The organism is Agrobacterium sp. Azo12 (assembly GCF_029193765.2).
In the GTDB taxonomy this organism is placed as follows: Bacteria; Pseudomonadota; Alphaproteobacteria; order Rhizobiales; family Rhizobiaceae; genus Agrobacterium.
Map to the genome: position 1 here is coordinate 517,501 of NZ_JARFYO020000003.1, position 24,012 is coordinate 541,512.

19 protein-coding genes, 1 tRNA gene and 2 rRNA genes are annotated in these 24,012 nt (G+C 54.8%); 14 read left to right on the forward strand and 8 right to left on the reverse strand.

The genetic code is table 11. From position 1 onward, the window contains the following. The first annotated feature begins 452 nt into the window (after positions 1-452). The 5 genes from PYL13_RS24430 (at position 453) to PYL13_RS24450 (ending at position 5,894) form a co-directional block, all read left to right on the forward strand. A 23S ribosomal RNA gene (locus tag PYL13_RS24430) occupies positions 453-3,253 on the forward strand. A gap of 95 nt (positions 3,254-3,348) precedes the next feature. Then, positions 3,349-3,463 (forward strand): 5S ribosomal RNA (rrf, locus tag PYL13_RS24435). A gap of 464 nt (positions 3,464-3,927) precedes the next feature. Continuing rightward, positions 3,928-4,004: transfer RNA gene (locus tag PYL13_RS24440), tRNA-Met, on the forward strand. A 683-nt stretch (positions 4,005-4,687) separates the two neighbouring features. Continuing rightward, a complete protein-coding gene (locus PYL13_RS24445) occupies positions 4,688-5,272 on the forward strand; it encodes a TetR/AcrR family transcriptional regulator (RefSeq protein ID WP_275642578.1) in 585 nt (194 codons plus the stop codon). A gap of 136 nt (positions 5,273-5,408) precedes the next feature. Next, complete coding sequence (locus PYL13_RS24450) at positions 5,409-5,894, forward strand: hypothetical protein (protein ID WP_275642579.1); 486 nt, start codon at positions 5,409-5,411, stop codon at positions 5,892-5,894. 25 nt (positions 5,895-5,919) lie between these two features. Here PYL13_RS24450 and PYL13_RS24455 read toward each other — a convergent pair whose 3' ends face one another. Next, positions 5,920-6,810, reverse strand: a complete 891-nt coding sequence (locus tag PYL13_RS24455; protein ID WP_441296703.1) for a LysR substrate-binding domain-containing protein — start codon at positions 6,808-6,810, stop codon at positions 5,920-5,922. A gap of 129 nt (positions 6,811-6,939) precedes the next feature. Between PYL13_RS24455 and PYL13_RS24460 the strand changes: the two genes are divergently transcribed. Continuing rightward, a complete protein-coding gene (locus tag PYL13_RS24460; protein WP_275642581.1) occupies positions 6,940-7,806 on the forward strand; it encodes an aldo/keto reductase family oxidoreductase in 867 nt (288 codons plus the stop codon). 95 nt (positions 7,807-7,901) lie between these two features. Here PYL13_RS24460 and folD read toward each other — a convergent pair whose 3' ends face one another. Genes folD through PYL13_RS24485 form a run of 5 tightly spaced genes read right to left on the reverse strand, consistent with a single transcriptional unit; the run spans position 7,902 to position 12,002 of the window. Beyond that, positions 7,902-8,912, reverse strand: a complete 1,011-nt coding sequence (gene folD, locus PYL13_RS24465) for a bifunctional methylenetetrahydrofolate dehydrogenase/methenyltetrahydrofolate cyclohydrolase FolD (protein ID WP_275642582.1) — start codon at positions 8,910-8,912, stop codon at positions 7,902-7,904. After that, the gene (locus PYL13_RS24470) at positions 8,912-9,661 is read right to left on the reverse strand and encodes an amino acid ABC transporter ATP-binding protein (RefSeq protein WP_275642583.1); all 750 of its coding nucleotides are present in this window, start codon (positions 9,659-9,661) and stop codon (positions 8,912-8,914) included. Before PYL13_RS24470 ends, folD begins: the two co-directional genes overlap by 1 nt. Positions 9,662-9,670: 9 nt before the next feature. Then, positions 9,671-10,357: an amino acid ABC transporter permease gene (locus tag PYL13_RS24475; protein WP_192490911.1), complete on the reverse strand. Its 687-nt coding sequence runs from the start codon at positions 10,355-10,357 to the stop codon at positions 9,671-9,673. Then, on the reverse strand, positions 10,354-11,112 hold the full coding sequence (locus PYL13_RS24480; protein ID WP_275642584.1) for an amino acid ABC transporter permease: 759 nt from the start codon (positions 11,110-11,112) through the stop codon (positions 10,354-10,356). Before PYL13_RS24480 ends, PYL13_RS24475 begins: the two co-directional genes overlap by 4 nt. Positions 11,113-11,171: 59 nt before the next feature. After that, positions 11,172-12,002, reverse strand: a complete 831-nt coding sequence (locus tag PYL13_RS24485) for a transporter substrate-binding domain-containing protein (protein ID WP_275642585.1) — start codon at positions 12,000-12,002, stop codon at positions 11,172-11,174. 185 nt (positions 12,003-12,187) lie between these two features. On the opposite strand from PYL13_RS24485, the gene PYL13_RS24490 reads away from it, so the two are divergent. Beyond that, positions 12,188-13,189, forward strand: a complete 1,002-nt coding sequence (locus PYL13_RS24490; protein ID WP_275642586.1) for a LysR family transcriptional regulator — start codon at positions 12,188-12,190, stop codon at positions 13,187-13,189. Here the strand turns inward: PYL13_RS24490 and PYL13_RS24495 are convergent. After that, positions 13,177-14,157, reverse strand: coding sequence for an asparaginase (locus tag PYL13_RS24495; protein WP_250984070.1), 981 nt, complete (start codon positions 14,155-14,157; stop codon positions 13,177-13,179). The genes PYL13_RS24490 and PYL13_RS24495 overlap by 13 nt on opposite strands. Positions 14,158-14,343: 186 nt before the next feature. Between PYL13_RS24495 and PYL13_RS24500 the strand changes: the two genes are divergently transcribed. From PYL13_RS24500 to purU, 6 genes are read left to right on the forward strand one after another with little or no spacing between them, the layout of a single operon-like run. After that, on the forward strand, positions 14,344-15,744 hold the full coding sequence (locus PYL13_RS24500; RefSeq protein ID WP_275642587.1) for an aspartate ammonia-lyase: 1,401 nt from the start codon (positions 14,344-14,346) through the stop codon (positions 15,742-15,744). Further along, positions 15,741-16,997 carry a sarcosine oxidase subunit beta family protein gene (locus PYL13_RS24505; protein WP_275642588.1) on the forward strand — a complete coding sequence of 419 codons (1,257 nt, stop codon included), beginning with the start codon at positions 15,741-15,743 and terminating at the stop codon, positions 16,995-16,997. The genes PYL13_RS24500 and PYL13_RS24505 overlap by 4 nt, the downstream gene beginning before the upstream one ends. Before the next feature lie 9 nt (positions 16,998-17,006). Then, positions 17,007-17,273 (forward strand): sarcosine oxidase subunit delta, encoded by a 267-nt coding sequence (locus PYL13_RS24510; RefSeq protein WP_275642589.1) that lies wholly within the window; start codon positions 17,007-17,009, stop codon positions 17,271-17,273. After that, positions 17,270-20,230 carry a sarcosine oxidase subunit alpha family protein gene (locus PYL13_RS24515; RefSeq protein ID WP_275642590.1) on the forward strand — a complete coding sequence of 987 codons (2,961 nt, stop codon included), beginning with the start codon at positions 17,270-17,272 and terminating at the stop codon, positions 20,228-20,230. Before PYL13_RS24510 ends, PYL13_RS24515 begins: the two co-directional genes overlap by 4 nt. Continuing rightward, positions 20,223-20,756, forward strand: a complete 534-nt coding sequence (locus PYL13_RS24520) for a sarcosine oxidase subunit gamma (RefSeq protein ID WP_250984065.1) — start codon at positions 20,223-20,225, stop codon at positions 20,754-20,756. Before PYL13_RS24515 ends, PYL13_RS24520 begins: the two co-directional genes overlap by 8 nt. Before the next feature lie 38 nt (positions 20,757-20,794). Then, entirely contained in the window at positions 20,795-21,679 is an 885-nt protein-coding gene (gene purU / locus PYL13_RS24525; protein WP_250984064.1) for a formyltetrahydrofolate deformylase, read from the forward strand. A 641-nt stretch (positions 21,680-22,320) separates the two neighbouring features. Here the strand turns inward: purU and PYL13_RS24530 are convergent. Then, positions 22,321-23,220, reverse strand: coding sequence for a LysR substrate-binding domain-containing protein (locus tag PYL13_RS24530; RefSeq protein ID WP_250984063.1), 900 nt, complete (start codon positions 23,218-23,220; stop codon positions 22,321-22,323). 121 nt (positions 23,221-23,341) lie between these two features. Here PYL13_RS24530 and PYL13_RS24535 point away from each other — a divergent pair, with 121 nt between their 5' ends. Next, positions 23,342-23,953, forward strand: a complete 612-nt coding sequence (locus tag PYL13_RS24535) for a glutathione S-transferase family protein (protein WP_250984062.1) — start codon at positions 23,342-23,344, stop codon at positions 23,951-23,953. The last annotated feature ends 59 nt before the right edge of the window (positions 23,954-24,012 follow it).

The following is a 24,012-nucleotide window of genomic DNA, read 5'->3' on the forward strand; positions in this document are numbered from 1 at the left end:
CTGGAAGCTTCCAGGTGTTTTGAGCCCATTGGGTTTGAGACGTCCGAGCCCAGTCCTTGTGAACCCATTTGATGGCTTAGTCGGCCGGGCGTGGTGGAGGGATTGGAGGTAGGAAGGAAAGCTTGTCCTAGGCATTTTTGTTGTTTGAACTTTGGTTCATCTGATGGAAATGCTGGATTGGTGTTGCCTGACCGCGCATCACCGGATGATATCTCGAGAAGCTGGTCTTAATGATACGACCTCGAAGTGCACCGGCGTGCCTTCATATGAGGATTGTATCGAACACGTCGATGGCATCATGAAATGATCTGATTGTAAAAGGTAATCAGGTTTTTGCTGGTTTTACGCATACCTTAGGGTTGTGTGAGGCCGATTTGGAACCCCTTTGAGCGCAAGCGAGAAGGATAGGAATTCCAAATTTGCAAATATGGATGGGCATAGACAATGAGAACGAACAAGTGTTTTAAGGGCATTTGGTGGATGCCTTGGCATGCACAGGCGAAGAAGGACGTGATACGCTGCGATAAGCCGTGGGGAGCTGCGAATAAGCTTTGATCCATGGATCTCCGAATGGGGCAACCCACCTTAAATACTTGGAGAATCCAAGCTGTTCTTCTGAACGGTTTGGGTTTCCAAGTATTGATATAAGGTATCTTACCTTCGAATACATAGGGGTAAGAAGCGAACGCAGGGAACTGAAACATCTAAGTACCTGCAGGAAAGGACATCAACCGAGACTCCGTAAGTAGTGGCGAGCGAACGCGGACCAGGCCAGTGGCAATGATGAATAAAGTGGAACGATCTGGAAAGTTCGGCCGTAGCGGGTGATAGCCCCGTACACGTAGAACAATCATTGTCCTTGAGTAAGGCGGGGCACGTGAAATCCTGTCTGAACATGGGGAGACCACTCTCCAAGCCTAAGTACTCGTGCATGACCGATAGCGAACAAGTACCGTGAGGGAAAGGTGAAAAGCACCCCGACGAGGGGAGTGAAATAGAACCTGAAACCGGATGCCTACAAACAGTCGGAGCCCGCAAGGGTGACGGCGTACCTTTTGTATAATGGGTCAACGACTTAGTGTAACTAGCAAGCTTAAGCCGGTAGGTGTAGGCGCAGCGAAAGCGAGTCTGAATAGGGCGATTTAGTTAGTTGCATTAGACCCGAAACCGAGTGATCTAGCCATGAGCAGGCTGAAGGTTGGGTAACACCAACTGGAGGGCCGAACCCATATCTGTTGCAATAGATTGGGATGACTTGTGGCTAGGGGTGAAAGGCCAATCAAACTCGGAAATAGCTGGTTCTCCGCGAAATCTATTTAGGTAGAGCGTCGACCGAATACCCTCGGGGGTAGAGCACTGGATGGGCTATGGGGACTCACCGTCTTACTGATCCTAACCAAACTCCGAATACCGAGGAGTACTAGTCGGCAGACACACGGCGGGTGCTAACGTCCGTCGTGAAGAGGGCAACAACCCTGACCTCCAGCTAAGGTCCCCAAGTCATGGCTAAGTGGGAAAGGATGTGAGGATCCCAAAACAACCAGGATGTTGGCTTAGAAGCAGCCATCATTTAAAGAAAGCGTAACAGCTCACTGGTCTAAATAAGGGTCTTTGCGCCGAAAATGTAACGGGGCTAAAGCCATGCACCGAAGCTGAGGATACGATCTTATGATCGTGTGGTAGCGGAGCGTTCCGTAAGTCTGTGAAGGCGGACCCGTGAGGGCTGCTGGAGATATCGGAAGTGCGAATGTTGACATGAGTAACGATAAAGGGAGTGAGAGACTCCCTCGCCGAAAGACCAAGGGTTCCTGCTTAAAGTTAATCTGAGCAGGGTTAGCCGGCCCCTAAGACGAGGCGGACACGCGTAGTCGATGGGAACCACGTTAATATTCGTGGGCCTGGTGGTAGTGACGGATCTCGTGTGTTGTACACCCTTATTGGATTGGTTGTGCAGCGAAGAGGTTCCAGGAAATAGCTCCACCGTATAGACCGTACCCGAAACCGACACAGGTGGTCAGGTAGAGTATACCAAGGCGCTTGAGAGAACTATGTTGAAGGAACTCGGCAAATTGCACGCGTAACTTCGGAAGAAGCGTGACCCCATTGTACGCAAGTATAGTGGGGTGGCACAGACCAGGGGGTAGCGACTGTTTATCAAAAACACAGGGCTCTGCGAAGTAGCAATACGACGTATAGGGTCTGACGCCTGCCCGGTGCTGGAAGGTTAAAGGGAGGGGTGCAAGCTCTGAACTGAAGCCCCAGTAAACGGCGGCCGTAACTATAACGGTCCTAAGGTAGCGAAATTCCTTGTCGGGTAAGTTCCGACCTGCACGAATGGCGTAACGACTTCCCCGCTGTCTCCAACATAGACTCAGTGAAATTGAATTCCCCGTGAAGATGCGGGGTTCCTGCGGTCAGACGGAAAGACCCCGTGCACCTTTACTATAGCTTTACACTGGCATTCGCCAAGGCATGTGTAGGATAGGTGGTAGGCTTTGAAGCAGGGACGCCAGTTCTTGTGGAGCCATCCTTGAAATACCACCCTTATCTTCGTGGATGTCTAACCGCGGTCCGTTATCCGGATCCGGGACAGTGTATGGTGGGTAGTTTGACTGGGGCGGTCGCCTCCGAAAGAGTAACGGAGGCGCGCGATGGTTAGCTCAGACCGGTCGGAAATCGGTCGTCGAGTGCAATGGCATAAGCTAGCCTGACTGCGAGACTGACAAGTCGAGCAGAGACGAAAGTCGGTCATAGTGATCCGGTGGTCCCGTGTGGAAGGGCCATCGCTCAACGGATAAAAGGTACGCCGGGGATAACAGGCTGATGACCCCCAAGAGTCCATATCGACGGGGTTGTTTGGCACCTCGATGTCGACTCATCGCATCCTGGGGCTGGAGCAGGTCCCAAGGGTATGGCTGTTCGCCATTTAAAGCGGTACGTGAGTTGGGTTCAGAACGTCGTGAGACAGTTCGGTCCCTATCTGCCGTGGGTGTAGGAATATTGACAGGATCTGTCCCTAGTACGAGAGGACCGGGATGGACGTATCTCTGGTGGATCTGTTGTCCTGCCAAGGGCATAGCAGAGTAGCTATATACGGAATGGATAACCGCTGAAGGCATCTAAGCGGGAAACCAACCTGAAAACGAGTATTCCCTATCAGAGCCGTGGAAGACGACCACGTTGATAGGACGGGTGTGGAAGTACAGTAATGTATGAAGCTTACCGTTACTAATAGCTCGATCGACTTCTTCGTTCTCATTGTTCATGTCCATCAAGACGTGTTAAATTAAAGTGAGCTTCAAGCTCTCCAGCTTCTCGAAAACAACGTAAGTTGTTGCGTTTTGCCGACCTGGTGGTTATTGCGGGGCGGCTGCACCCGTTCCCATTCCGAACACGGCCGTGAAACGCCCCAGCGCCAATGGTACTTCGTCTTAAGACGCGGGAGAGTAGGTCGCTGCCAGGTCTGCTAAACGCAACTCAAAGCTTACAAAACATCTTCTCATCACAAAAAGGGCCTCGATGCCCAACACGAGGCCGCTATCAAAGCGGCTTTTTGCGTTTAAGGCCAATTCTTGGACTAATGCCGTCCTGCCATTCCGAAAAGCTAACTCTTTGAGGGCTGATAGATCGGGAAAACTGGCAAGTTCAGGAAACGCGAGACAAATTGCAACCCAATTTGCTCGGCACAGATCCGTCAATCGCTAGAGCGATCGACGTAGTCGCGACAAGTTCTGCGAACTTGCGCTGGTTCGGACAAACTGCCATGCAGTTTGCCTAGGGGTATTTTGCCTTTGGCAAAAACCTGGAAATACGGACAAACTGTTTTACAGTTTGCCTAGGGGATGCAAACACATCGTGTTTGCTCTGTCGCGACAAGTTCTGCGAACTTGCGCAGTCGGTATTTTGCCTTTGGCAAAAACCTGGTAACGCGGGGTGGAGCAGCCCGGTAGCTCGTCAGGCTCATAACCTGAAGGCCGCAGGTTCAAATCCTGCCCCCGCAACCAATAAAACAAGCCCGCAGCAAGCGGGCTTTTTTGTTGGTAACGCGTCGAGGAGTTAACGCCTCCTCAGGGGCCCGCAAGGAGGCACAGCCGACGCAACGGGACAGAAAAATCCCAAATCCTGCCCCGCAACCAAATCACCAAAACATCCCCCAAAAAATCAAAATCTCAAAACTAAAAGAAACCGCAGACCATTGCCGGCACCTACGCGCCCGCGAAAATAACCCTGCTCAAAGCACAACGACCAAGGCACACCAAAGCTGCCCAATGCGAAAGTCAAAGCCTGGAAAAACCGCCGGCGACAAAACGCTCAATAACCAATGGTAGACGTCCCGCAAGAAAATCAAGGCCACGCTCGCTCAACATGAGCACTTAGAAGCAACAGTCGGGGAAGGCAGCAATAAGACCGGGTCGCAACCATCAAAGCAGACCACGACAGTTGGCCTCACTGGCCAACGATAGGCTCGTCCGTTCGCCTCGATCGATGGGGCGTGGTGTGTTGCAGACATCCGTTATCCTTTCCGTCCTGTGTCCGAAGCGGCCGAATGACTCGACCTCAGCCGCTGCATTAGAGGCAACGCTCACAAGGATAAATTTGCTTTATCTTCACGTGCCTGTGAGTTTTCGCAACAAACACAGTGTTTCGACGAATTGACAATCTGCCTACTAGAAGGCAGGTGTTGCTCATGACCAATGTTGTTTCCACATACGATCACATCCTCGACTGCGCACAAAGCCTCATCGTGTCAGGAGGCTACAATGGTTTCAGCTATGCGGATATTTCCGACATCGTCGGTATTCGCAAAGCGAGTATCCACCATCATTTTCCCAGCAAAGTCGATCTGGTTCACACACTCGTAAATCGATACCGACGGGATGCCGAAACCGGCATCGCACATATCGAGCGCAACGTGACCAACCCTATCGAGCAACTGCGCACCTATAGCGACCACTGGGCGACATGCATCAGTGATGGCAGCCGGCCATTTTGCGTTTGTGCCCTGTTGGCAGGTGAACTGCCGCTGCTGCCGCCCGAAGTTGCCGTTGAGGTCAAAGCATATTTTCGAGTCCTGTCAGGGTGGATGGCTCGGGCATTCGATCGCGCGTCGCAACAGGGTATAATCGATATTTCGCGGACACCTGAGGTGGAGGCGGAGCTATTTATGGCCACTGTCCACGGCGCTATGCTGTCCGCGCGCGCCTATGGCGACGCGAAGAAATTCTCATTGATCATGTCGGCGACGTTTGACGCATTGAAACCGAAACAGTGACCCCAAAAGGGTGTTGCCCTAAGAAACTGGGCGGCAAATTTCATCAAATCAACCTACCAACTAGTAGGACGTTAAATTTTAAATCCGGGAAGCTACCTCGGCAAATGGGCGTGAATTCAGATTGAAAGGACCTGAGATGTTTGGAATAACAACACTTGGCTGGCTCCACACTCTGGGCAGCCTTCCAGCGATACCCGCTGCGGCTTACATGATTTTTCGCTTTGGGCGCATCAAGCCAGACAGTCTTGCCGGACGCATTTATTTCATCTGTATGCTGATCGGCAGCCTTACGATTTTCCTCGTGGCGAAGGCGCCCGTCAGTCCGGTCATTGCGGTCGTTACCCTGCTGTGTCTGATCGGCGGTTACACCGTGCATCGGCTGACTATTCTGGGGCGTTTGCAAAAGTATCTGGAGACATTCCTGTTGAGCCTTTCGGTATTTCTGCTCATGGTGCCTTCAGTCTCCGAGACCCTGCGTCGAGTACCAGACGGACACCCGATTGCGGCTGATCCGGATTCGATCATTTTGAAAGTCGCACTTGGAACTGTGGCCGCAACATTTGTCGTTGGGCTCATCACACAGTTCGTTTATCTGGCGCGGTACGCCAACAAACCGCGCTGAAGAAACAATTCCGTTCTGCGAGATGTCATCGCGGCATTGCCTTGATGAAATCAATAAAGGCACGCAGTGGAGATGGAACAAGACGGCGGCCCGGATAGTAGAGAAACGGGCCAGAAAAGCTCAGCCACCAGTCTTCCATGATTGGTAAAAGCGTCTTGTCCGCGAAGTGTGGTCTCAGCCAGTCCTCAAACAGATACATGATGCCGAGGCCAGCTTTCGCCGCTTCAATGCCAAGATCGGTGGCGCCACCGGACTGCACGATCAGATTGCCACTGGGCTCGATTATCAACTCCTTTCCATCGCGCTCAAATTCCCAGGCGGGTATGGCGCGGCCCGAAAAGCGCCCCCGGATGCAATCATGCGACAGAAGTTCGTGCGGGGTTTGGGGTGTGCCGCGTGCTGCAAGATAGGAGGGGGATGCTGCGAGGGCATAACGCTGCACACGCGGGCCGATGGGCACGGCAATCATGTCCTGTTCCAGCCGCTCATCGAAGCGGATTCCGGCGTCATAACCGCCTTCAATGATGTCAACGAAGCTCTCCTCCGTGACGATCTCCAGCCTGATGTCCGGATAGGTGGCCAGAAAAGCCGGCACAACGCGCGGTAGAACGAGCCTGGCAGCACTGGCGGGGACATTAAGCTTCAACGAACCAGCCGGGCGGTCTCCGTGGCTGGTTGCCTGGTCAAGTGCAGATGTGATTTCGGAAAAGGCAGGCCCCAAACGTTCCATCAGCGTGCGCCCAGCCTCAGTTGGCAACACGCTGCGTGTCGTGCGGTTGAGCAACCGCACTCCGAGATCAGCTTCAAGCCGCTTGACGGCATCGCTTAGGGAGGATGAACTCGTTCCGCTGACACGCGATGCCTCACGAAAGCCTTTCGCACGTGCGACCAGTAGGAAAGCCTCGACATCGGCCATTTCTCGCATCCGGCTCTCCTGTTTCTGACTGCAGATTGTCCGGGAAAGCGGACAGCATGTCCGGATTCTAGCGGATTGTGACCTCTATGTCAGGCGCTTACTTTGGAACTCGAGACAGGAGACAAAGCCATGACTTCAATTGGAAAATCCGGTACCTTTATCCTCGGTGGGCGCTCAGTAAACCGGCTCGGTTACGGGGCAATGCAGCTTGCGGGCAAGGGTGTGTTCGGTCCGCCGCGCGATCATGCGGAAGCCATTGCCGTTTTGCGTGAGGCGATCGAAAGCGGTGTCAACCATATTGACACTAGCGACTTTTACGGACCGCACATCACCAACCAGATCATTCGTGAAGCGCTACATCCCTATGGCGATGACCTTGTGATCGTCACGAAGATCGGTGCAACGCGCGGCGCGGACGCTTCATGGAACCCGGCCTTTTCGCGGGAAGATCTTACGCAGGCGGTGCATGACAACCTTCGCAATCTCGGTCTGGACGTTCTGGATGTGGTTAATCTGCGCGCCATGTTCGATGTCCATGGCCCTGCGGAAGGCTCTCTTGATGAACCGCTCGAAGTGCTGGCAGATCTGAAACGACAGGGGTTGATCCGAAATATTGGCTTGTCCAATGTCACCGCAAAGCAGATCGACGACGGAAAAAAGATCACTGATATTGTCTGCGTACAGAACCAGTACAATCTTGCCCACCGTGGCGACGATGCGTTGATTGAAAAGCTTGGCGCAGAAGGAATTGCCTATGTGCCGTTCTTCCCGCTCGGTGGCTTTTCGCCACTGCAATCTGCAGCCTTGTCGGATGTTGCGTCTCGGCTTGGCGCGACACCACTGCAAGTGGCTCTCGCCTGGCTTCTCCATCGCTCCCCGAACATTCTGTTGATCCCCGGCACATCCACGCGAGTTCATCTGAGGGAAAATCTTGCGGTAGAGAGCATCGAGCTGCCCGGCGATGCTCTTGCCGAACTGGAAAAAATGGCTGCCTGAATAGGGCGTGCAACAAGACCGGGCAGCATGGGATATACGGTAAAAGCCGTATTTATGCTGCCTGGTTCGGAACCGAACATTGCGGTAACAGAACTTTACCTTACGAGCTGGCCTATCGTTGAAGCAATCGCGTTTTCACTTACTTCAAAACGTAATCCGAGACGCTCAAATCGGCTGGCTTTTTTGAGCTCATGAATTACGCCGATGCCATTGACCAATTCAAGGCCAGAATTGGCAGGTTCAGGCAAACCCTTAGAGCGGCAGAATGCCGTCAGTGTGTTTAACAGCAGGCAGGCGATCGTCATTGGACCAACGCCGCCCGGGACCGGGGTGATGGCGCCCGCAACTTCCGATGCGGACGTAAAATCAACATCACCAACAAGGGTTGGTTTGCCATTGCGTTCAATGCGGTTGATGCCAACATCGATCACAGTCGCGCCGGGTTTGATCCAGGTACCCGGGATCATCTCTGGTTTGCCGACAGCCATCACCAGAATATCGGCGCGTCGGCAATGCTCCTCCAGATTTTCACTGTAGCGATGGGCAATGGTGACTGTGCAATCATCGGCCAGAAGCAGTTGCGCCATCGGTTTTCCAACAATGTTCGAGCGACCAACCACCAGTGCGTTTCTTCCTGTCAACGAACCGAACTGCTCGCGCAGCAGCATCATGCTGCCCAAGGGAGTGCAGGGCAGCATGGCCGGCTGGCCGGTTCCCAGCAAGCCAACATTGGACACATGGAAACCATCGACATCCTTGCGCGGATCAATCGCGTTGATCACGCGCTCGGCAGTGATATGCGCGGGCAGTGGCAATTGAACGAGAATGCCATGGACGTCTTCATTTGCGTTCAGATCCGCAATCAGATCCAGCAGCTCTGCTTCCGATATGGCGGCATCAAGTGTGTGCTTGAACGATGCCATGCCGGCTTCAATCGTTTGGCGCGCCTTGTTGCGCACGTAGACCTCGGAGGCTGCATCCTGTCCCACCAATATGGTTGCCAAACCCGGCACAACACCGTGCTCGGTTTTGATAATCGCAACCTGCTGGCCTATAAATTCACGCAGCCGCTGCGCGAACAGTTTCCCATCAATGATCCTCGACATTACAGCACCTTGGACAGGAATTCTTTGGTACGTGGATCGCTGGCCTTAGTGAAAAAATCTGCCGGCGGTGCATGTTCGACAATCACGCCCTTGTCGGTGAAATAGACATGGTCTGCAGCCTCGCGGGCAAAGCCCATTTCATGGGTAACGAGGATACATGTCATGCCGTCTTCGGCCACTTTACGCACGGCCGAGAGCACTTCCTTGACCATTTCCGGATCAAGCGCCGCCGTCACTTCATCGAACAGGATGACCTCTGGCTCCATACAAAGCGCCCGGGCGATTGCCACACGTTGCTGCTGGCCTCCGGAAAGTTCGCCGGGGTAGGCCGCCGCCTTGTCGGGCAGGCGCATTTCGGACAAGAGCGTGCGGGCCCGTTCTTCCACCTGCTTGCGCGGCTGCTTCAGCACCTGGATTGGTGCCATGGCAACATTTTCCAGAACGGTTTTATGCGGAAACAGATTGTATTGTTGGAACACCATGCCAACGCGATGACGCAACTTGACCTGATCGAGTTTCGGGTCACTCACATTGATGTCGCCAACCTGGATGGTGCCTTCATTGATCGGTGTCAGCCCGTTGATGGTACGCAGGATCGTCGACTTTCCGGAACCGGAAGGGCCGATGATCGCCACAACTTCGCCTTTGCGAATATCCATGTCGATGCCACGAAGTACCTCAAACGTGCCGAAGGACTTGCGGACGCCACGAAGAGAAATCAATGGCTTCGCATTTGAATTAATAGTCATGTCAGCACCTCATTTTGTGCGGAAGCGGCGTTCGAGCATCAACGACAGTCGATTGATCGGCCATGTGTAGACAAAGAACATCGTGAGAAGAGCGAGATACATCGGGATCAAAACCCGGGAGTCGCTCTGGGCTTGCACAGCTGCCTGGGTACGACCAAGAGCTTCCTCAACACCAACAATCATCGACAGGGGTGTGGCTGTCAGCAGAAGCGCGTAGAGGTTCATCCACGGAGGAACCATGCGTGTGATGCACTGGGGCAGGATGATCCTGAACAGTGTTGCGCGACGGCTGTAACCAAGTGCCTCGGCGGCTTCCCACTGTCCACGTGGCACCGAGTTGACCGAGCCGCGTACGATTTCGGAGAAATTGGCTGCCACCGGAAAGGAAAAACCGATGGTTGCTCGCAGCCAACTCGGCAACTGTATGGTTATGCCTGCAATATTCACCTGATAGGGAATGAGAAAGATGCAGTAGAATAACAGAACCAGCCAGGGCGCGTTGCGAAACAGCTGTGTTGCAAGCTTTGATGGTCCCCCAACCGCCATGCTGGGCGACAATTGTCCAAAGCCCAGAAACGTACCGATGGCCGTGCCAATGGCGATTGCCATCAGGCTCATGAGAATGTTGAGCCCAAAACCTTGAAGAACGAATGGCATCCATTCAAGAATCTGGGGGAGAATGCTGGTCTGGTTCATTGTCCGTCTCCCAGTCCAAAGCCAGGCAGGCGCATGGCGGCTTCGACGCTGTTGATGATGACGACGACGGCTCCGGTCAGGATCAGGTAGATCACCAGCATCACATTCATCATTTCGATGGTGTTGAGGGAATCCGACCAGATCTGGTTGGAAACGTAAAGGAGTTCAGCGACACCAACGGCATAGGCGACTGTTGTTGCTTTCGTCAGATCGACCAGATTGTTGGCGAGAGACGCAAAGGAAAAACGCAACGCCAACGGCACGGTGACAGAAAAGAATGCCTGGCGTTTGTTATAGCCGAGTGCAAAAGCTGCCTCCTGATAGGAGCCATGGACAGCACCCACACCGGCCCGAAACGTCTCGGTATTAAATGCGCCAGAATAGAGTGAAAGTGAAATCACCGCCCAGCTGAAACTGCCGATCAAGGGTTGCGGCAGACCTATCTCACTGCGACCCACCGGCATGATGCTGCCGATCGCAAAATAGAAAAAATACATCTGCACGATCAGTGGCGTGTTGCGGAACAACGCGACGTAACCCCGGATAATTTTTGTCGGCCACCCCGTGGACAGGGACAGGATTGCGGCGCAGGCCGCACCGATGACGATGGAGAAAAATGCGCTGACCAGGATCAGTAGTAAGGTATTGCCAAGACCGGTGGTGAAACGGTCGAAGTCGAAGGTGTCATAGAAAATCGTAAGATTGATCCCCGATGCCGCCAGATCGCGAAAAAATGTCTGGATCTCTGTAATCACAGCCCAATCCTCAGTGCTGTCCGGAGCATTTGTGCTCCGGACTGTTTACGGTTCAAGGATCAGTTGACGTGATCTTTCAGAGCATCGTGCATTTTGATGAGGAAGGCAGAGTTTGCGATACCATGCTCTTTTTCGAGTGCGAGCAACGTGCCGTCACGGTGCATTTCGGAGATGATGCCGGAAATTGACAGGCCGAACGGAGCGAACTGGTCACGCTGGCGCACCGCCATGCCCCATGGGGTATCTGCCTGGCTCGATAGCGGTTTCTGATACTCTGCCCATTTCTGATTGGAAAGGCGAACGTTGATCTGGTTGTCGTCTTCAAGCAGGCCAATGCAGCGTCCCTGCGTCATCGCGGCCTCGGTTTCGGCCGTGCCGGCAAAAGCCAGCACCTTCAGTTTCAGCTCTTCCTGCGCTGGCTTATTGTACCAGGCACCCTGTACTGCGCAGACGGTCTGGTCAGCAAGCTGCGACCACTCTGTCGCCGTGACTGCTTTTGGAAGCAGAAGTGTGTAACCGGACGAATAATAATTCGGGTGAACAAAAGCGACCACTTTGCGTCGTTCAGCGGTATCTGAAGCGGAGGCAATCATCAGATCGATCTGGCCCTGCGCCAGAAATTCGAAACGATTTGCGGAGGTTACTTTGACGAATTCGGCTTTGACGCCGAGGGTTTCAGCAATTTTTTTGCCGATATCGACTTCCATGCCTTTGAAGCTGCCATCGGAGGCGCGGTAGGACCAAGGCACGTAGTCGTCTTTGGTGCCGACCTTCAGGACACCTGAGGCTTTGACCTTGCACAATGTATCATCACCGCAGGACTGTGCCGATGCGGAAAAACCAACGAAAGCGAAGGCTGTCGCCAGAAAAATTGCTTTCAGTTTGAACATTTCGTTCCCCTTTTTGAACAGTTTGTTTGCATCACTTTCAGGCATCGGTGTCGTCTGCATTTTTGTTGTTGCGACTGGGAAAGCTGATGTGAGTGGAATCTCTCCAATTGCGGCCGTTGCTTCAATGGTGATTTGCGAGTAGTATTCATATTACTGATAAAGATTAATTCAGGTAAACTAAGCAGATGCCCCTACCGGATTTGCACGCTCTGGAGATTGCTGCAACTGTGATCGAGCAAGGCAGCATGAGTGCTGCCGCCGCGCAGTTGGGCATGACCCAATCAGCAGTCTCTCAAGCCATGAAGCGCGCTGAAGCGCAAGTCGAGGTGACGCTTGTACATCGCGACCGGCGTCCGCTTATTGCAACGGAGGCGGGGCGGGTACTGGCGGCTCATATCCGCGAGATTGCCAATCGCGCCGAGCGGGCGATTGAAGAGGTGAGGGCAACGGCAAGGCGGCCTGAACGGCAGGACCTGCGATTGGGCATGGTGGACACCTTTGCCTCATCCGTTGGTCCGGTGCTGATCCGCGATCTGATGGAGGGCGCGATTGCTTTGCGCGTGACAGCCTTTTCAGGCCTTGCACACTCGCACACCGACGCCCTGATGCGTCACGAGATCGATGCAGCGATCACCTCGGACCCGATGGAAGAGCTGGATGAGATGATGCGCTTCCCGCTTTACCGGGAGCCATTCGTTCTTGTTGCGCCGGTTGCCTGGGGGGATACGCTGCGCAACCAGCCACTCAGGGATCTGCTGTTTGAGCACCGGCTCATTCGCTACAGTTCACGTTCGCATATGGGCATGCAGGTCGAGCGGCATCTCAGACGACTGCGCATCGAACACCCGCAGGTGTTGTCGTTCGACACCTCGGACTCGTTGTTGGCAATGGTGGCCGGTGGCGTTGGCGTGGCCATCACCACGCCTCTTTGCGTCGTTCAGGGCGCCATTCACATGCCGGCGCTTTCGGTGCTGCCACTGCCAAGCCCCGGATTTTCCCGCGAATTGACACTGGTGACCAGACGCGGTGAGTTTGACACATTGGGGCCAAGGGTGGCCGAAGCCGCCCGTCAGATGCTGGTAAAGCACACTTTGCCACTGATCGTTAGCCACATTCCCTGGCTCGCCGAAACGGCGGGTGAGATGATCTGGAAACCGCCGCTCATTGAAGGCGATCAGAGCGAGTGAAACACTTCAGCAATGTCACCGTGACTGTAACCAGCGGCCAGGCAAAGTGACAAAAGGATGCGCGCTTTCTGGGGATTGATATCGCCACCGGCAAGAATGCCGAGGCTTTGATGGTGCGCACTATCGACCACCAAGCCCGCACCGGTACGGGACGATTGCACAACAACAAGGCCAGCATTCACCGCTTCATGTAATGCAGCCGTTTCTGCAGGCGTTGACATTCCCGGCCCGAAACCTGATGAAACAATTCCTTTTGCGCCTGCCGCAACAAAGGATTGTATCGCACATCCATCAGCACCGACATGACTATAGCTGATATCCACCCGTGGCATCTCACGCAGCAGATCGCGTGCGAAGGGTTCATGTCTGCGTTTGCTTACCTGCTGAAACCTGACTTCGGTTCCATCGACATATCCGATCGGAGCAGCCCAGGGAGATTGGAAAGCACCTAGTCGTAATGTGTGGGTTTTCGTGACCGTTTTTGGGTCGTGGATTTCGTCATTGATGACCACAAATACGCCGGGTCCGGTTGTTGGTGCGATCGCTGCGCGGATTGCCGCAGCCAGATTTGCATGGGCATCGGTCGAAATTCCCGTCAGTGGCCGCATCGATCCGGTGAGAATGACAGGAATTTTCAGGTCCAGAACCAGTGACAGAACCCATGCGGTTTCTTCGAGGCTCGCCGTACCGTGGCCGATCACGATGCCGCGCAGGCTGCTATCTTCAGCCAACTGGCAGCAAATTTCTGCCAGATCCGCCCAGTCGTCCGATGTGATTGCCGTGCTGTCGATCTGGCGAAAATTGACCGGCCTGATATCGGCGATCGTCCCCTGAATGCCAATACGCTCGATCAGCGCTGCCGCATCGAGCCGTTGCTGACTGGCATTATAATCCAGAAGGTCAAACTGGTCTGTGCCAATGGACGCAATTGTCCCACCGGTGCCGATGAATGCGATCTTTGCCAGCATGTGTTGCTCCGCCGTTTGAGTGTGTCTGACATAAAAATCTTCACAGCGGTTTTGCAACGAGTTCACCCGTACTATTAGATGAATTAATGCCAATAAGTGAATTAATTTAAGTCTCGCTTATTCGGTTCAAATGGTTCCTGGAGTTTGCGATGCTGCGGCATCACACGAACGGACCTTGGAACCTCCATGCCAAATACCAGAACCGACAAAGACAGCCTGGGAGCGCGCGAGTTACCCTGCGGAGCATTGTATGGGGTCGCGACGCTGCGTGGACAGGAGAACTTCGATATCTCCTTTCACAAATTGGGTGATGCGCCGGAGCTGCTGAAGGCACTTGCGCAGATCAAGCGGGCTGCCGCTGCGGCCAATCGCGACATTGGCATATTGCCGCGCGATGTGGCGCAGGCGATCGATAAGGCGGCCGAAGAAATCGAATGCGGTTTGCATTCCGATCAGTTCATCGTCGATCTGCTGGAAGGCTCTGGTGGTACGTCGATCAACATGAACGTCAATGAAGTGATCGCCAATCGTGCCTTGCAGATCTTGGGTGATGAACCGGGTAATTATCGCCGCATTCACCCCAATGATCACGTCAATACCGGGCAATCCACCAATGATGTTTTGCCCGCTGCCGTCAAACTGGCGGTCTATGACAAGGCTTCGTCGTTGATTTCGGCGCTTGGTCATCTCGCTGCGTGTCTCGAAGTCAAAGCCACTGAATTTGCGGATATTTTGCGGATAGGGCGAACCTGCATGCAGGCGGCTCAACCCATGCGGCTGGGGCAGGCCTTTGGCGGGTATGCCGCCTCTGTCAGGCGTCTGGAAAGCAAGCTGTCGCAAGCGCGCGAGGATATGCTTGTTCTGCCTTTGGGTGGCACGGCGATTGGCACGGGGCTGGGTTCAGCGCCGGGATATCGCTCAGCCGTTTACCGGCATTTGAAGGTGATCGTCGGCGCGGATGTGCGCCCCGGCGATGACATGTTCGATGCCATGCAGAATGCCGATGCTTTCGCGCGTGTTTCGTCAGAAATCCGCATCTGTGGCGAGGTGATCGGCAAGATTGCATCGGACCTGATCATCCTGTCATCCGGTCCCAACAGCGGTGTTGGTGAACTGAGGCTACCCTCGGTACAACCGGGCTCTTCGATCATGCCAGGTAAGGTCAATCCTGTCCTGCCGATGATGATGCAACAGGTTGCGTTTGCCGTAGTAGGCAATGATGCAGCGGTGTCGCTGGCCTCCCTTCAGGGCCAGTTGGAAATCAACCATTTTGAACCAGTCATCGCCTCGCGCCTGTTCGATTCCATCGAGCTTCTGGCCAAATCGTCGCGCATCTTCGCGGATAAATGCATCGCCGGCATGGAAGCCGACGAAGAACAATCGCTCAAAAACCTGATGCAGTCATCGGCACTTGCCACCGTGTTCGTGCCCAAGCTGGGATACGCCGAGGTGTCCCGCCTTGTTCAGGCATCAGCAATAGAGCGTCGCCCTTTCATAGACCTAGCCATAGAACGCGGCCTGCTGAGCAATGACGAAGTGCTCAAGGTGGTGCGCGAAAGTACCGATTACCGCGAGGAGATCGCATGAGTCATTATTCTGCCCTGTCTATTTTACGCCACGGCCTGAGTGGCAACCGGAACTGGACACGCGCCTGGCGCGATCCGGTGCCGAAGCCAAGCTACGACGTGATCATTGTCGGCGGCGGCGGCCATGGCCTGGCAACAGCCTATTACCTTGCCAAGGAGCACGGCATCCGTAATGTCGCGGTGCTGGAAAAGGGCTGGCTTGGCGGTGGCAATACCGGTCGTAACACCACGATCGTTCGCTCAAACTACATGATGCCCGGCAATACGATGTTCTACGAGCGGTCGATGCAGCTCTGGGAGAACCTGAGCCAGGACCTGAACTACAATGTCATGATCTCGCAGCGCGGCCAGTACAATCTCTGCCACTCTCCGGGGCAGATGGATGCTGCCCGCCGCCGTGGCAACATTATGCGGGCCAATGGCATTGACGCGGAACTTTTTGACCGGGCTGAGGTAATGCGCCGTTTGCCTTACCTGGACTATTCGCCCAATGCCCGTTTCCCGATTCATGGTGCGATTTACCAGTCGCGGGCAGGGACGGCACGTCACGACGCGGTTGCCTGGGGATTTGCGCGTGGCGCAGACCAGCACGGCGTGGACCTGATCCAGCAATGCGAAGTTACCGGATATATCTGGGATAATGGTACCATTGTCGGTGTGGAAACAACCCGTGGCCCGATCCGCGCCAAGAAGGTGGCACTTGCCGTTGCCGGTCATACCGGCCATCTGGCGGAAAAGGCAGGCCTGCGTTTGCCAATCGAAACCCATGTTCTTCAGGCCTTCGTCACCGAACCGCTGAAGCCGCTGGTCGACAGCGTCATCTCCTTCGGTGCAGCACATTTCTACATCAGCCAGTCCGACAAGGGTGGACTGGTGCTTGGTGGAGATCTCGACGGTTTCAACTCCTATGCCCAGCGCGGCGGCCTGCCCATTGTCGAATATACGCTGCATAGTGCCAAAGCGCTGATGCCGTCGCTGTCGCGACTGCGGCTGCTGCGTCATTGGGCCGGGGTCATGGACATGTCGATGGATGGCTCTCCGATCATTGGCAAGATGCCGGTTGAAGGTCTCTGGTTGAATGGCGGCTGGTGCTACGGCGGCTTCAAGGCAACGCCGGCCTCCGGCTACTGCTTTGCCTGGACAATCGCCAAGGGCGAACCGCACACCGACAACGCCGAATTTACGCTGGAGCGTTTCGAACGCGGCTACCAGATCGACGAAAAGGGCGCAGGCCCGCAACCCAACGCCCATTGAGGTTCCATCATGTTGAGAATTCATTGCCCCGTCTGCGGGCTGCGGGACGAAATGGAGTTTACCTATGGTTCCGATGCGACGATCCGCCGGCCTGACATGAATGAGAGCGATCCCAAAGCCTGGCTCGATTATGTGTTCATGCGCGATAATCCGCGTGGTCCACATAAGGAATATTGGCACCATGTGACCGGTTGCCGCCAATGGGTGGTGGTTGAGCGTGACACGCTGACCCATGAGATTTCGGCAAGCTATCTTGCCCGCGAGGTGGCGGCATGACAGCGCGCAGACTTCCCACCGGCGGACGCATTGACCGCAGCCGCAAAGTTACCGTGCAGTTTGATGGCAAACCGTTTGTCGCTCATCCCGGCGATAGTCTGGCTTCTGCCCTGTTGGCCGGTGGACAGAAAATCACCGCACGCAGTTTCAAATATCATCGCCCACGCGGTCTGATGGCTGCAGGTGTCGAAGAGCCGAATTCATTGGTTCATCTGCGTGATGGCGCCCGTCAGGAACCCAACGCACAGGCAACGATGGTCGAGGTGTTCGATGGTCTAATCTCGACGCCGCAAAATGCATGGCCCAGCCTGAAGTTTGATATCGGTTCGGTTAACGGTGCCCTGTCGCGCTTCTTTGGTGCCGGGTTCTACTACAAGACATTTATCGGTCCGTTCAAAGGCACCGGCTTCTGGATGGCCTGCGAAAAAATCATCCGCAATGCCGCTGGCATGGGCAAGGCAACAACACTTGACGATCCGGATCACTACGAAAAGATCAATGCTTTTTGTGATGTGCTGATCGTGGGGGCAGGTCCTGCCGGACTTGCTGCAGCCTTGGCTGCAGGCCGAAAGGGCGACAAGGTGATGCTGGTTGAACAGGATCACGAACTCGGTGGCTCTTTGCTGAGCGAAGGTGCCGGTGGTGAAAGCGATACATGGCTTCGCAACGCCGTGGCCGAACTCAAGAACATGCCCAATGTTCAGGTACTCAGCCGCACAACGGCGTTTGGTGCCTATGACAGTGATGTCTTTGGTCTGGTCGAACGGTTTCAGGATCATCTGCTGGTTCCGGAAGCGGGCAAACCGCGCCAGCGCTACTGGCTGGTTCGTGCCAAACGGTCAATTCTTGCCACCGGTGCCATTGAACGGCCGATGGTTTTTGCCGGCAATGACGTTCCCGGTGTGATGTTGGCATCGGCCGTACGTAAATATCTCAACCGTTACGCTGTTCTGGTCGGTGAGACCGTCGTCGTCGCGACCAACAACGACAGCGCCTACAGCACCGCAATCGATCTCGCCAAGGCCGGTGCCAAGGTCATTCTCTGTGATCTTCGCCGAACCATTCCGGATGCATTGTCCAGCCGCGCCAAGGCTGCGGGCGTAGAGCTTCGGCTTGGGTATGGCCTGTTGAAGACCGAAGGCCGTGGCCAAGTGCGCGGTGCCCGCATCGTGCCTGTCGACACCAATGGTCGGGCGTCTGGTAAGGAGATTGCGGTCAAATGCGATCTGATCGCGACATCCGGCGGTTGGGCTCCGGCACTGCATCTGTGGAGCCAGCGTTTCGGCAAACCGCAATATCATCCGGAGTTTGATGCATTTCTGCCGATGCAGAAAACAACCGTCACCAGCGTTGGATCGCTTGTTGCCGCTGTCTCAACCGCTGAAGCGATCACGCAGGGGTACGACGCCGGCGGTGACGCTGGCAAGGTCGATACGGTAGCCAATGGCGGTGATTTCTGGGGCCGCGATCTGCTGCCGACCACCGTCATCACAAAGGCCGACGGCACGACGCCGGGCAAGGCTTTCATCGATTTCCAGCACGATGTGAAACTTGCCGACATCGATCAGGCGCATCTGGAAGGTTATGTCTCGGTCGAACATCTCAAGCGTTACACTACATCGGGCATGGCTGCCGACCAGGGCAAAACCTCCAACCTCAATGCACTGGCAAGAATGGCGGCGCTGAGAGGCATGGACATTCCCAAGGTCGGAACAACGACCTTCCGTCCGCCCTATACGCCGGTTGCCATTGGCGCGATCGTTGCTCACGATCACGGCCTGCATTTCCGCCCGACGCGTCTGTCGACCATTCATGACTGGCACCAGCAAAATGGTGCCGAGATGATTGAGGCGGGGGCGTGGCTTCGTCCGTGGTATTACCCGGCCAAGGGTGAGACATTGCGTGATACCTATATCCGTGAAGCGGCCCATGTGCGTGAACATGTCGGCATTGTCGACGTGTCGACGCTTGGCAAGATTGCCGTGCAGGGCCCTGATGCGGCGGAGTTTCTCAACCGCGTCTACGCAAACGGTTTCAAGACACTGCCGATCGGTCGCTTGCGCTACGGCGTTATGCTGCGGGAAGACGGTTTTGTCCTTGATGATGGTGCAACGGCGCGTCTGGGCGAGAACGACTATTTCATGTCGACCACAACAGCCAACGCCGCCAAGGTTCTGGCTCAGGCGGAGTTCCTGCTGCAAACGGCATGGCGTGATCTCAAGGTGCATGTGACAACCGTGACGGATCAATGGGCAGCCATTGCCATTGCCGGTCCCAAATCGCGAACAGTACTAACGGCACTGACGGACGCGGATTTGAGCAAGGAGGCTTTGCCGAACAACCACCTGACCTATGTGACGATTGCAGGTGTGCCGTGCCGTCTCCATCGGATGAGCTATTCCGGCGAGCTGGCCTATGAAATCTACATCCCGGCCAAATCCGGCCCGAAGGTCTGGCGCGCGCTGATCGAAGCGGGTGTTCCGCATCATCTCAAACCCTATGGTACCGAGGCGATGGGCGCCCTTCGTATTGAAAAGGGCCACGTGGCTGGCGCTGAGATCGAGGGCCGTACGACCATGAAGGATCTTGGTCTCGAAGTTTTCGCGTCGAGCAAGAAACCCTTCATCGGATCGGTGTTGCGCAAACGTGTGGTGCTGGAAGATGCAACACGCCCGTCATTGGTTGGCTTGGAGATCGTCGGCGACGACGGTGCAAGAGCTGGGTCGCTGCTGTTCGGATTGAATGTCCCTGCGAAAGGTCATGGCGAAGGCTGGGTGTCATCGACAACCTATTCACCGGCTCTGAAAAAGAACATCGCGCTGGCCTTGTTGTCCAAGGGACCGGAACGCATAGGTGAAACAATTCAGGTCGTTGATTTTGTTGGCAACCAAACACTGCGCGCCAAGGTCGTCTCTCCTCACTTCTTCGATCCGGAAGGGTATCGTCAAAATGGCTAAAAAACATAACCTTCCGCTTGGTGGTCTGAACAGTGACGGGCGAACCGTGTCGGTCTCCGAGATCGCGCTTGGCCACCTCACACAATTAGCGGGATGGGAAACCTTCGCAGATGCCACCGACGCGGTGTTAAAGACGCAAGGCCTGTCGCTGCCGCCAGACTATCGTTCTCCTGTTCATAGTGCCAGGATGACAGTGTGGCGGATTGCGCCGGACCGTGTGCTCCTTCGCTCCGAAACACCGGTTAACATGTCGGTGCCGGAAGATCTTGTGGCACTTGATCTTTCCGATGCTCGTGTCTGCCTGATCCTCGAAGGAGAGGGGGCGGCAGGCTTGCTGGGTCGCGTGATCGCCCTGGATTTTTCGGAAGCTGCCTTCCCGGCAGGGACCTTCGTACAGACGTCTTTGCACCATGTCGGTGTGCTGGTTGAACGTCTGGAGCGGGACAGATTTCTGGTCATGGTGCCGACCACCTGGGAGCGGTCATTGACCGACCTGCTTGTTACCCACCTCACTGTTGCGGCCTGACGGCTGGCCATCCCATCACGACTTCATGGAGTTCCCGCGTGGAGAATTTTGTCCTTACCGTTCAATGCCAGTCCCGTCGTGGGATCGTCGCTGCCATCGCAACCTTTCTGGCGGAGCATGGCTGCAACATCACGGATTCTGCGCAATTTGATGATCCGCAGACCGAAAACTTCTTTATGCGCACCACATTTCGTTCGGAACTTGGAACGGACCTCGAGACACTGCGCAGCAGTTTCGAACCGGTCTCAAAGCCTTTCGACATGGCGTTTGCTTTCCATGATGCTGCCCAGCGCACCAAGGTTTTGCTGATGGTGTCCAATTTTGGCCACTGCCTGAACGACCTGTTGTATCGCTGGAAAATCGGTGCGTTGCCGATCGATATTGTCGGCGTGGTGTCCAATCATCTCACTTATCAGAAGCTTATTGTGAACAATGATATTCCGTTTCACCACATCAAGGTGACCAAGGAAAACAAGCCTGAAGCGGAAGCGAGGCTGATGTCGATTGTCGAGGATTCAGGTGCTGAATTGGTGGTGCTGGCGCGTTATATGCAAATCCTGTCGGACGGGGTGTGCAAAAAAATGTCCGGACGCATCATAAACATTCACCACTCGTTTTTGCCATCCTTCAAGGGTGCCAATCCTTACAAACAGGCATTTGAGCGGGGGGTTAAGCTGATTGGGGCGACGGCGCATTACGTGACTGCCGATCTGGACGAAGGTCCAATTATCGAGCAGGACGTTGCTCGCATCACGCATGCGCAATCGCCCGACGACTACGTATCGATTGGACGCGATGTGGAAGCGCATGTTTTGGCCAGAGCAGTGCACGCGCATATCCACCAGCGGGTATTCCTGAACGGCCACAAAACCGTCGTCTTTCCTGCAAGCCCCGGCAGTTATGCCTCGGAAAGAATGGGGTGATCACGCCCCTATCCAAGACATTTTGAAAAGGGCGCCTCAAGCGCCCTCAACCTCATCCGTCGGATAGCCACTGGTCCGGCGTATTTCGGCAACGATTTTCTTCGCGAAGTGACCTGCCGCAGGCAAAAGTTTGCAGCTTTTAAGCCGAATGACAGATTACCGAGAGAGATATCCCCCATGGCAATAATCGTTTTCTGCATGGTTAAACCGGTGATGCCCGGACATGACTTTAACGTTTTCGGTCAGCAAACTTGGTGTGCGGCTTGCCCGTAGTTAGAGCAATATCCAGCGGTTTTGGTTTCAGCGTGGATATGGGGGCGCAATCGATTGCTGTCGTCAGGTAAAATTTCTTAGGTTCATGTGTCCGTTCCCCATACCTAAATCTGTCAGTGTTTTCGGCTGGCGCAGAATGTTCGTTTTGTACTGAGCAATCAATCCACACCAAAGATCATTCTAGGGTATCAATCCGGCATGCCTGCCAGTGGCGACCCTTGACGATAAAGAAAGCAATTGGGTCACTTTCCGCGGTTCTCAATGGTGGCTGGAACCAGGCGAACAAACCTGTGAGCGGCAGGGCATTGCATATCGTTTAGACCCGCGTGAAGCAGTAAGCTGATGTACCGAAATTAGCCTTGGCGCTCTTAGATCTGCTGCAGGACGGCTCGAAGTCTTGGAGCAGCAAAGTCGAGAAACGTTCTGAGCTTCAGCGTCATCAGCCCTTGCGACAGATAAACCAGATGTACGGGTGAGGCGTCCAACTCGAAATCCTCCAGAAGCGGCACGAGCAGGCCGGCTTCCACGGCCCGTTTCGCCTGATAGGACATCACCCTTGTGATGCCCAACCCATCGGCTGCAGCATCCACAGCTGCCTCTGCCGTATTGACCGATAAACGGGGCCGTACCGGCACTGTAATCTCCGAACCGGTGTCTTTGAATGTCCAGAACCGGTTTGAAAGCACGCCTTCAAACGCGATACATCTGTGGTTTTCAAGGTCGCGCGGATGGAGTGGCTGACCGTGTCGGCGCAGATAATCCGGATTGGCGTAAACACATGTGCGGATCGCACCGAGACGTGTTGCAATCAGATTGTTTTCTGACAGCGCTGAGATACGCAGAGCGACATCGATATGTTCGTCTGCGAGGCTGACGGACCGGTCACTCATCGCAAGCCGGATATTGATGTCGGGAAACACTTTCAGAAATTCGGTGATGATCGGCAACACATGCAGGCGGCCAAACACGATCGGCGCTGTGATTGTCAGGTCGCCGCGTGGCGAAACATATTCACCGGATGCGCGGCGTTCCGCTTCCTCAACGCGGCCGAGGATCTCGCGCGCGGCAATGACATAATTTTCTCCGGCTTCTGTCAACAGGGCCTTGCGGCTGGTGCGCACCAATAGCTGAACCCCAAGCTGAGCCTCAAGCTCCGATATCTTGCGGCTGACCGTCGGCAGAGGTGAATGAAGTGCCCGGGACGCTGCCGACAGACTGCCGTTTTCCACGACAGACAACAAAACAGCCATGGCATCCAGCCGGTCCATATCAGCCTTCCAAAAAGTGAGAGGGTAACTCTATAAATATCTGTCTACTGCAGAAATGTGGATGCCGATAGCCTCCTTCGTGCCATCGGAGCTTTTGCTCCACATCTCAACGGAGCCTCTCATGAAACTGTACCATTTTCCGCTTTCCGGCCATGCGCATCGTGCCCTGCTCGGTCTTTCGCTGCTCGGTGTGAAAGCCGAAGTCATCGACGTCGATCTGGCAAACGGCGAGCACAAATCGGCGCCATTCCTCAAACTCAATCCGTTCGGTCAGGTGCCCGTGCTTGAGGACGGAGACATCATCGTCAATGATTCCAACGCAATCCTCGTTTATCTCGCCACTAAACTGGGCCGGAAGGACTGGCTGCCTGACGACCTGCAGTCGACAGCAAAAGTCCAGAAATGGTTGTCTGTCGCCGCTGGCGAAATCGCCTATGGGCCGGCTGCCGCCCGGCTGATTACCGTGTTCGGTGCGGATTTTCGTGCCGATGAAGTTATCGCGCGCGCCCATCGCATTCTCGGGCTGATCAATGCGGAGTTGGAGCAGCATCAGTTCATCATCGATGAAAAACCGACCATCGCTGATATTGCGCTCTACAGCTATATCGTCAGTGCGCCAGAAGGAAATGTGAACCTCGTACCGCATGAAAACGTCCGCCGGTGGCTTGCCCGCATAGAAGCGCTGCCCGGCTTTGTGGCTTTCCCCAAAACCGCAGCAGGCCTTGCTGCCTGATTGTGAGGATGCGGTCGGCAAATTGGGCCGCATCCACTTTTTCCATGTTTCCCTTGGAG

What these genes read in the sequence shown, in the direction of transcription:
- PYL13_RS24490 (WP_275642586.1), top strand. Translation starts at nt 12,188, where the DNA reads ATGCCCCTACCGGATTTGCACGCTCTGGAGATTGCTGCAACTGTGATC.
- PYL13_RS24535 (WP_250984062.1), top strand. Translation starts at nt 23,342, where the DNA reads ATGAAACTGTACCATTTTCCGCTTTCCGGCCATGCGCATCGTGCCCTG.
- PYL13_RS24495 (WP_250984070.1), bottom strand. Translation starts at nt 14,157, where the DNA reads ATGCTGGCAAAGATCGCATTCATCGGCACCGGTGGGACAATTGCGTCC.
- PYL13_RS24500 (WP_275642587.1), top strand. Translation starts at nt 14,344, where the DNA reads ATGCCAAATACCAGAACCGACAAAGACAGCCTGGGAGCGCGCGAGTTA.
- PYL13_RS24450 (WP_275642579.1), top strand. Translation starts at nt 5,409, where the DNA reads ATGTTTGGAATAACAACACTTGGCTGGCTCCACACTCTGGGCAGCCTT.
- PYL13_RS24445 (WP_275642578.1), top strand. Translation starts at nt 4,688, where the DNA reads ATGACCAATGTTGTTTCCACATACGATCACATCCTCGACTGCGCACAA.
- PYL13_RS24455 (WP_441296703.1), bottom strand. Translation starts at nt 6,810, where the DNA reads ATGGCCGATGTCGAGGCTTTCCTACTGGTCGCACGTGCGAAAGGCTTT.
- PYL13_RS24515 (WP_275642590.1), top strand. Translation starts at nt 17,270, where the DNA reads ATGACAGCGCGCAGACTTCCCACCGGCGGACGCATTGACCGCAGCCGC.
- PYL13_RS24475 (WP_192490911.1), bottom strand. Translation starts at nt 10,357, where the DNA reads ATGAACCAGACCAGCATTCTCCCCCAGATTCTTGAATGGATGCCATTC.
- PYL13_RS24460 (WP_275642581.1), top strand. Translation starts at nt 6,940, where the DNA reads ATGACTTCAATTGGAAAATCCGGTACCTTTATCCTCGGTGGGCGCTCA.
- PYL13_RS24530 (WP_250984063.1), bottom strand. Translation starts at nt 23,220, where the DNA reads ATGGACCGGCTGGATGCCATGGCTGTTTTGTTGTCTGTCGTGGAAAAC.
- folD (WP_275642582.1), bottom strand. Translation starts at nt 8,912, where the DNA reads ATGTCGAGGATCATTGATGGGAAACTGTTCGCGCAGCGGCTGCGTGAA.
- PYL13_RS24520 (WP_250984065.1), top strand. Translation starts at nt 20,223, where the DNA reads ATGGCTAAAAAACATAACCTTCCGCTTGGTGGTCTGAACAGTGACGGG.
- PYL13_RS24485 (WP_275642585.1), bottom strand. Translation starts at nt 12,002, where the DNA reads ATGTTCAAACTGAAAGCAATTTTTCTGGCGACAGCCTTCGCTTTCGTT.
- PYL13_RS24505 (WP_275642588.1), top strand. Translation starts at nt 15,741, where the DNA reads ATGAGTCATTATTCTGCCCTGTCTATTTTACGCCACGGCCTGAGTGGC.
- PYL13_RS24470 (WP_275642583.1), bottom strand. Translation starts at nt 9,661, where the DNA reads ATGACTATTAATTCAAATGCGAAGCCATTGATTTCTCTTCGTGGCGTC.
- PYL13_RS24510 (WP_275642589.1), top strand. Translation starts at nt 17,007, where the DNA reads ATGTTGAGAATTCATTGCCCCGTCTGCGGGCTGCGGGACGAAATGGAG.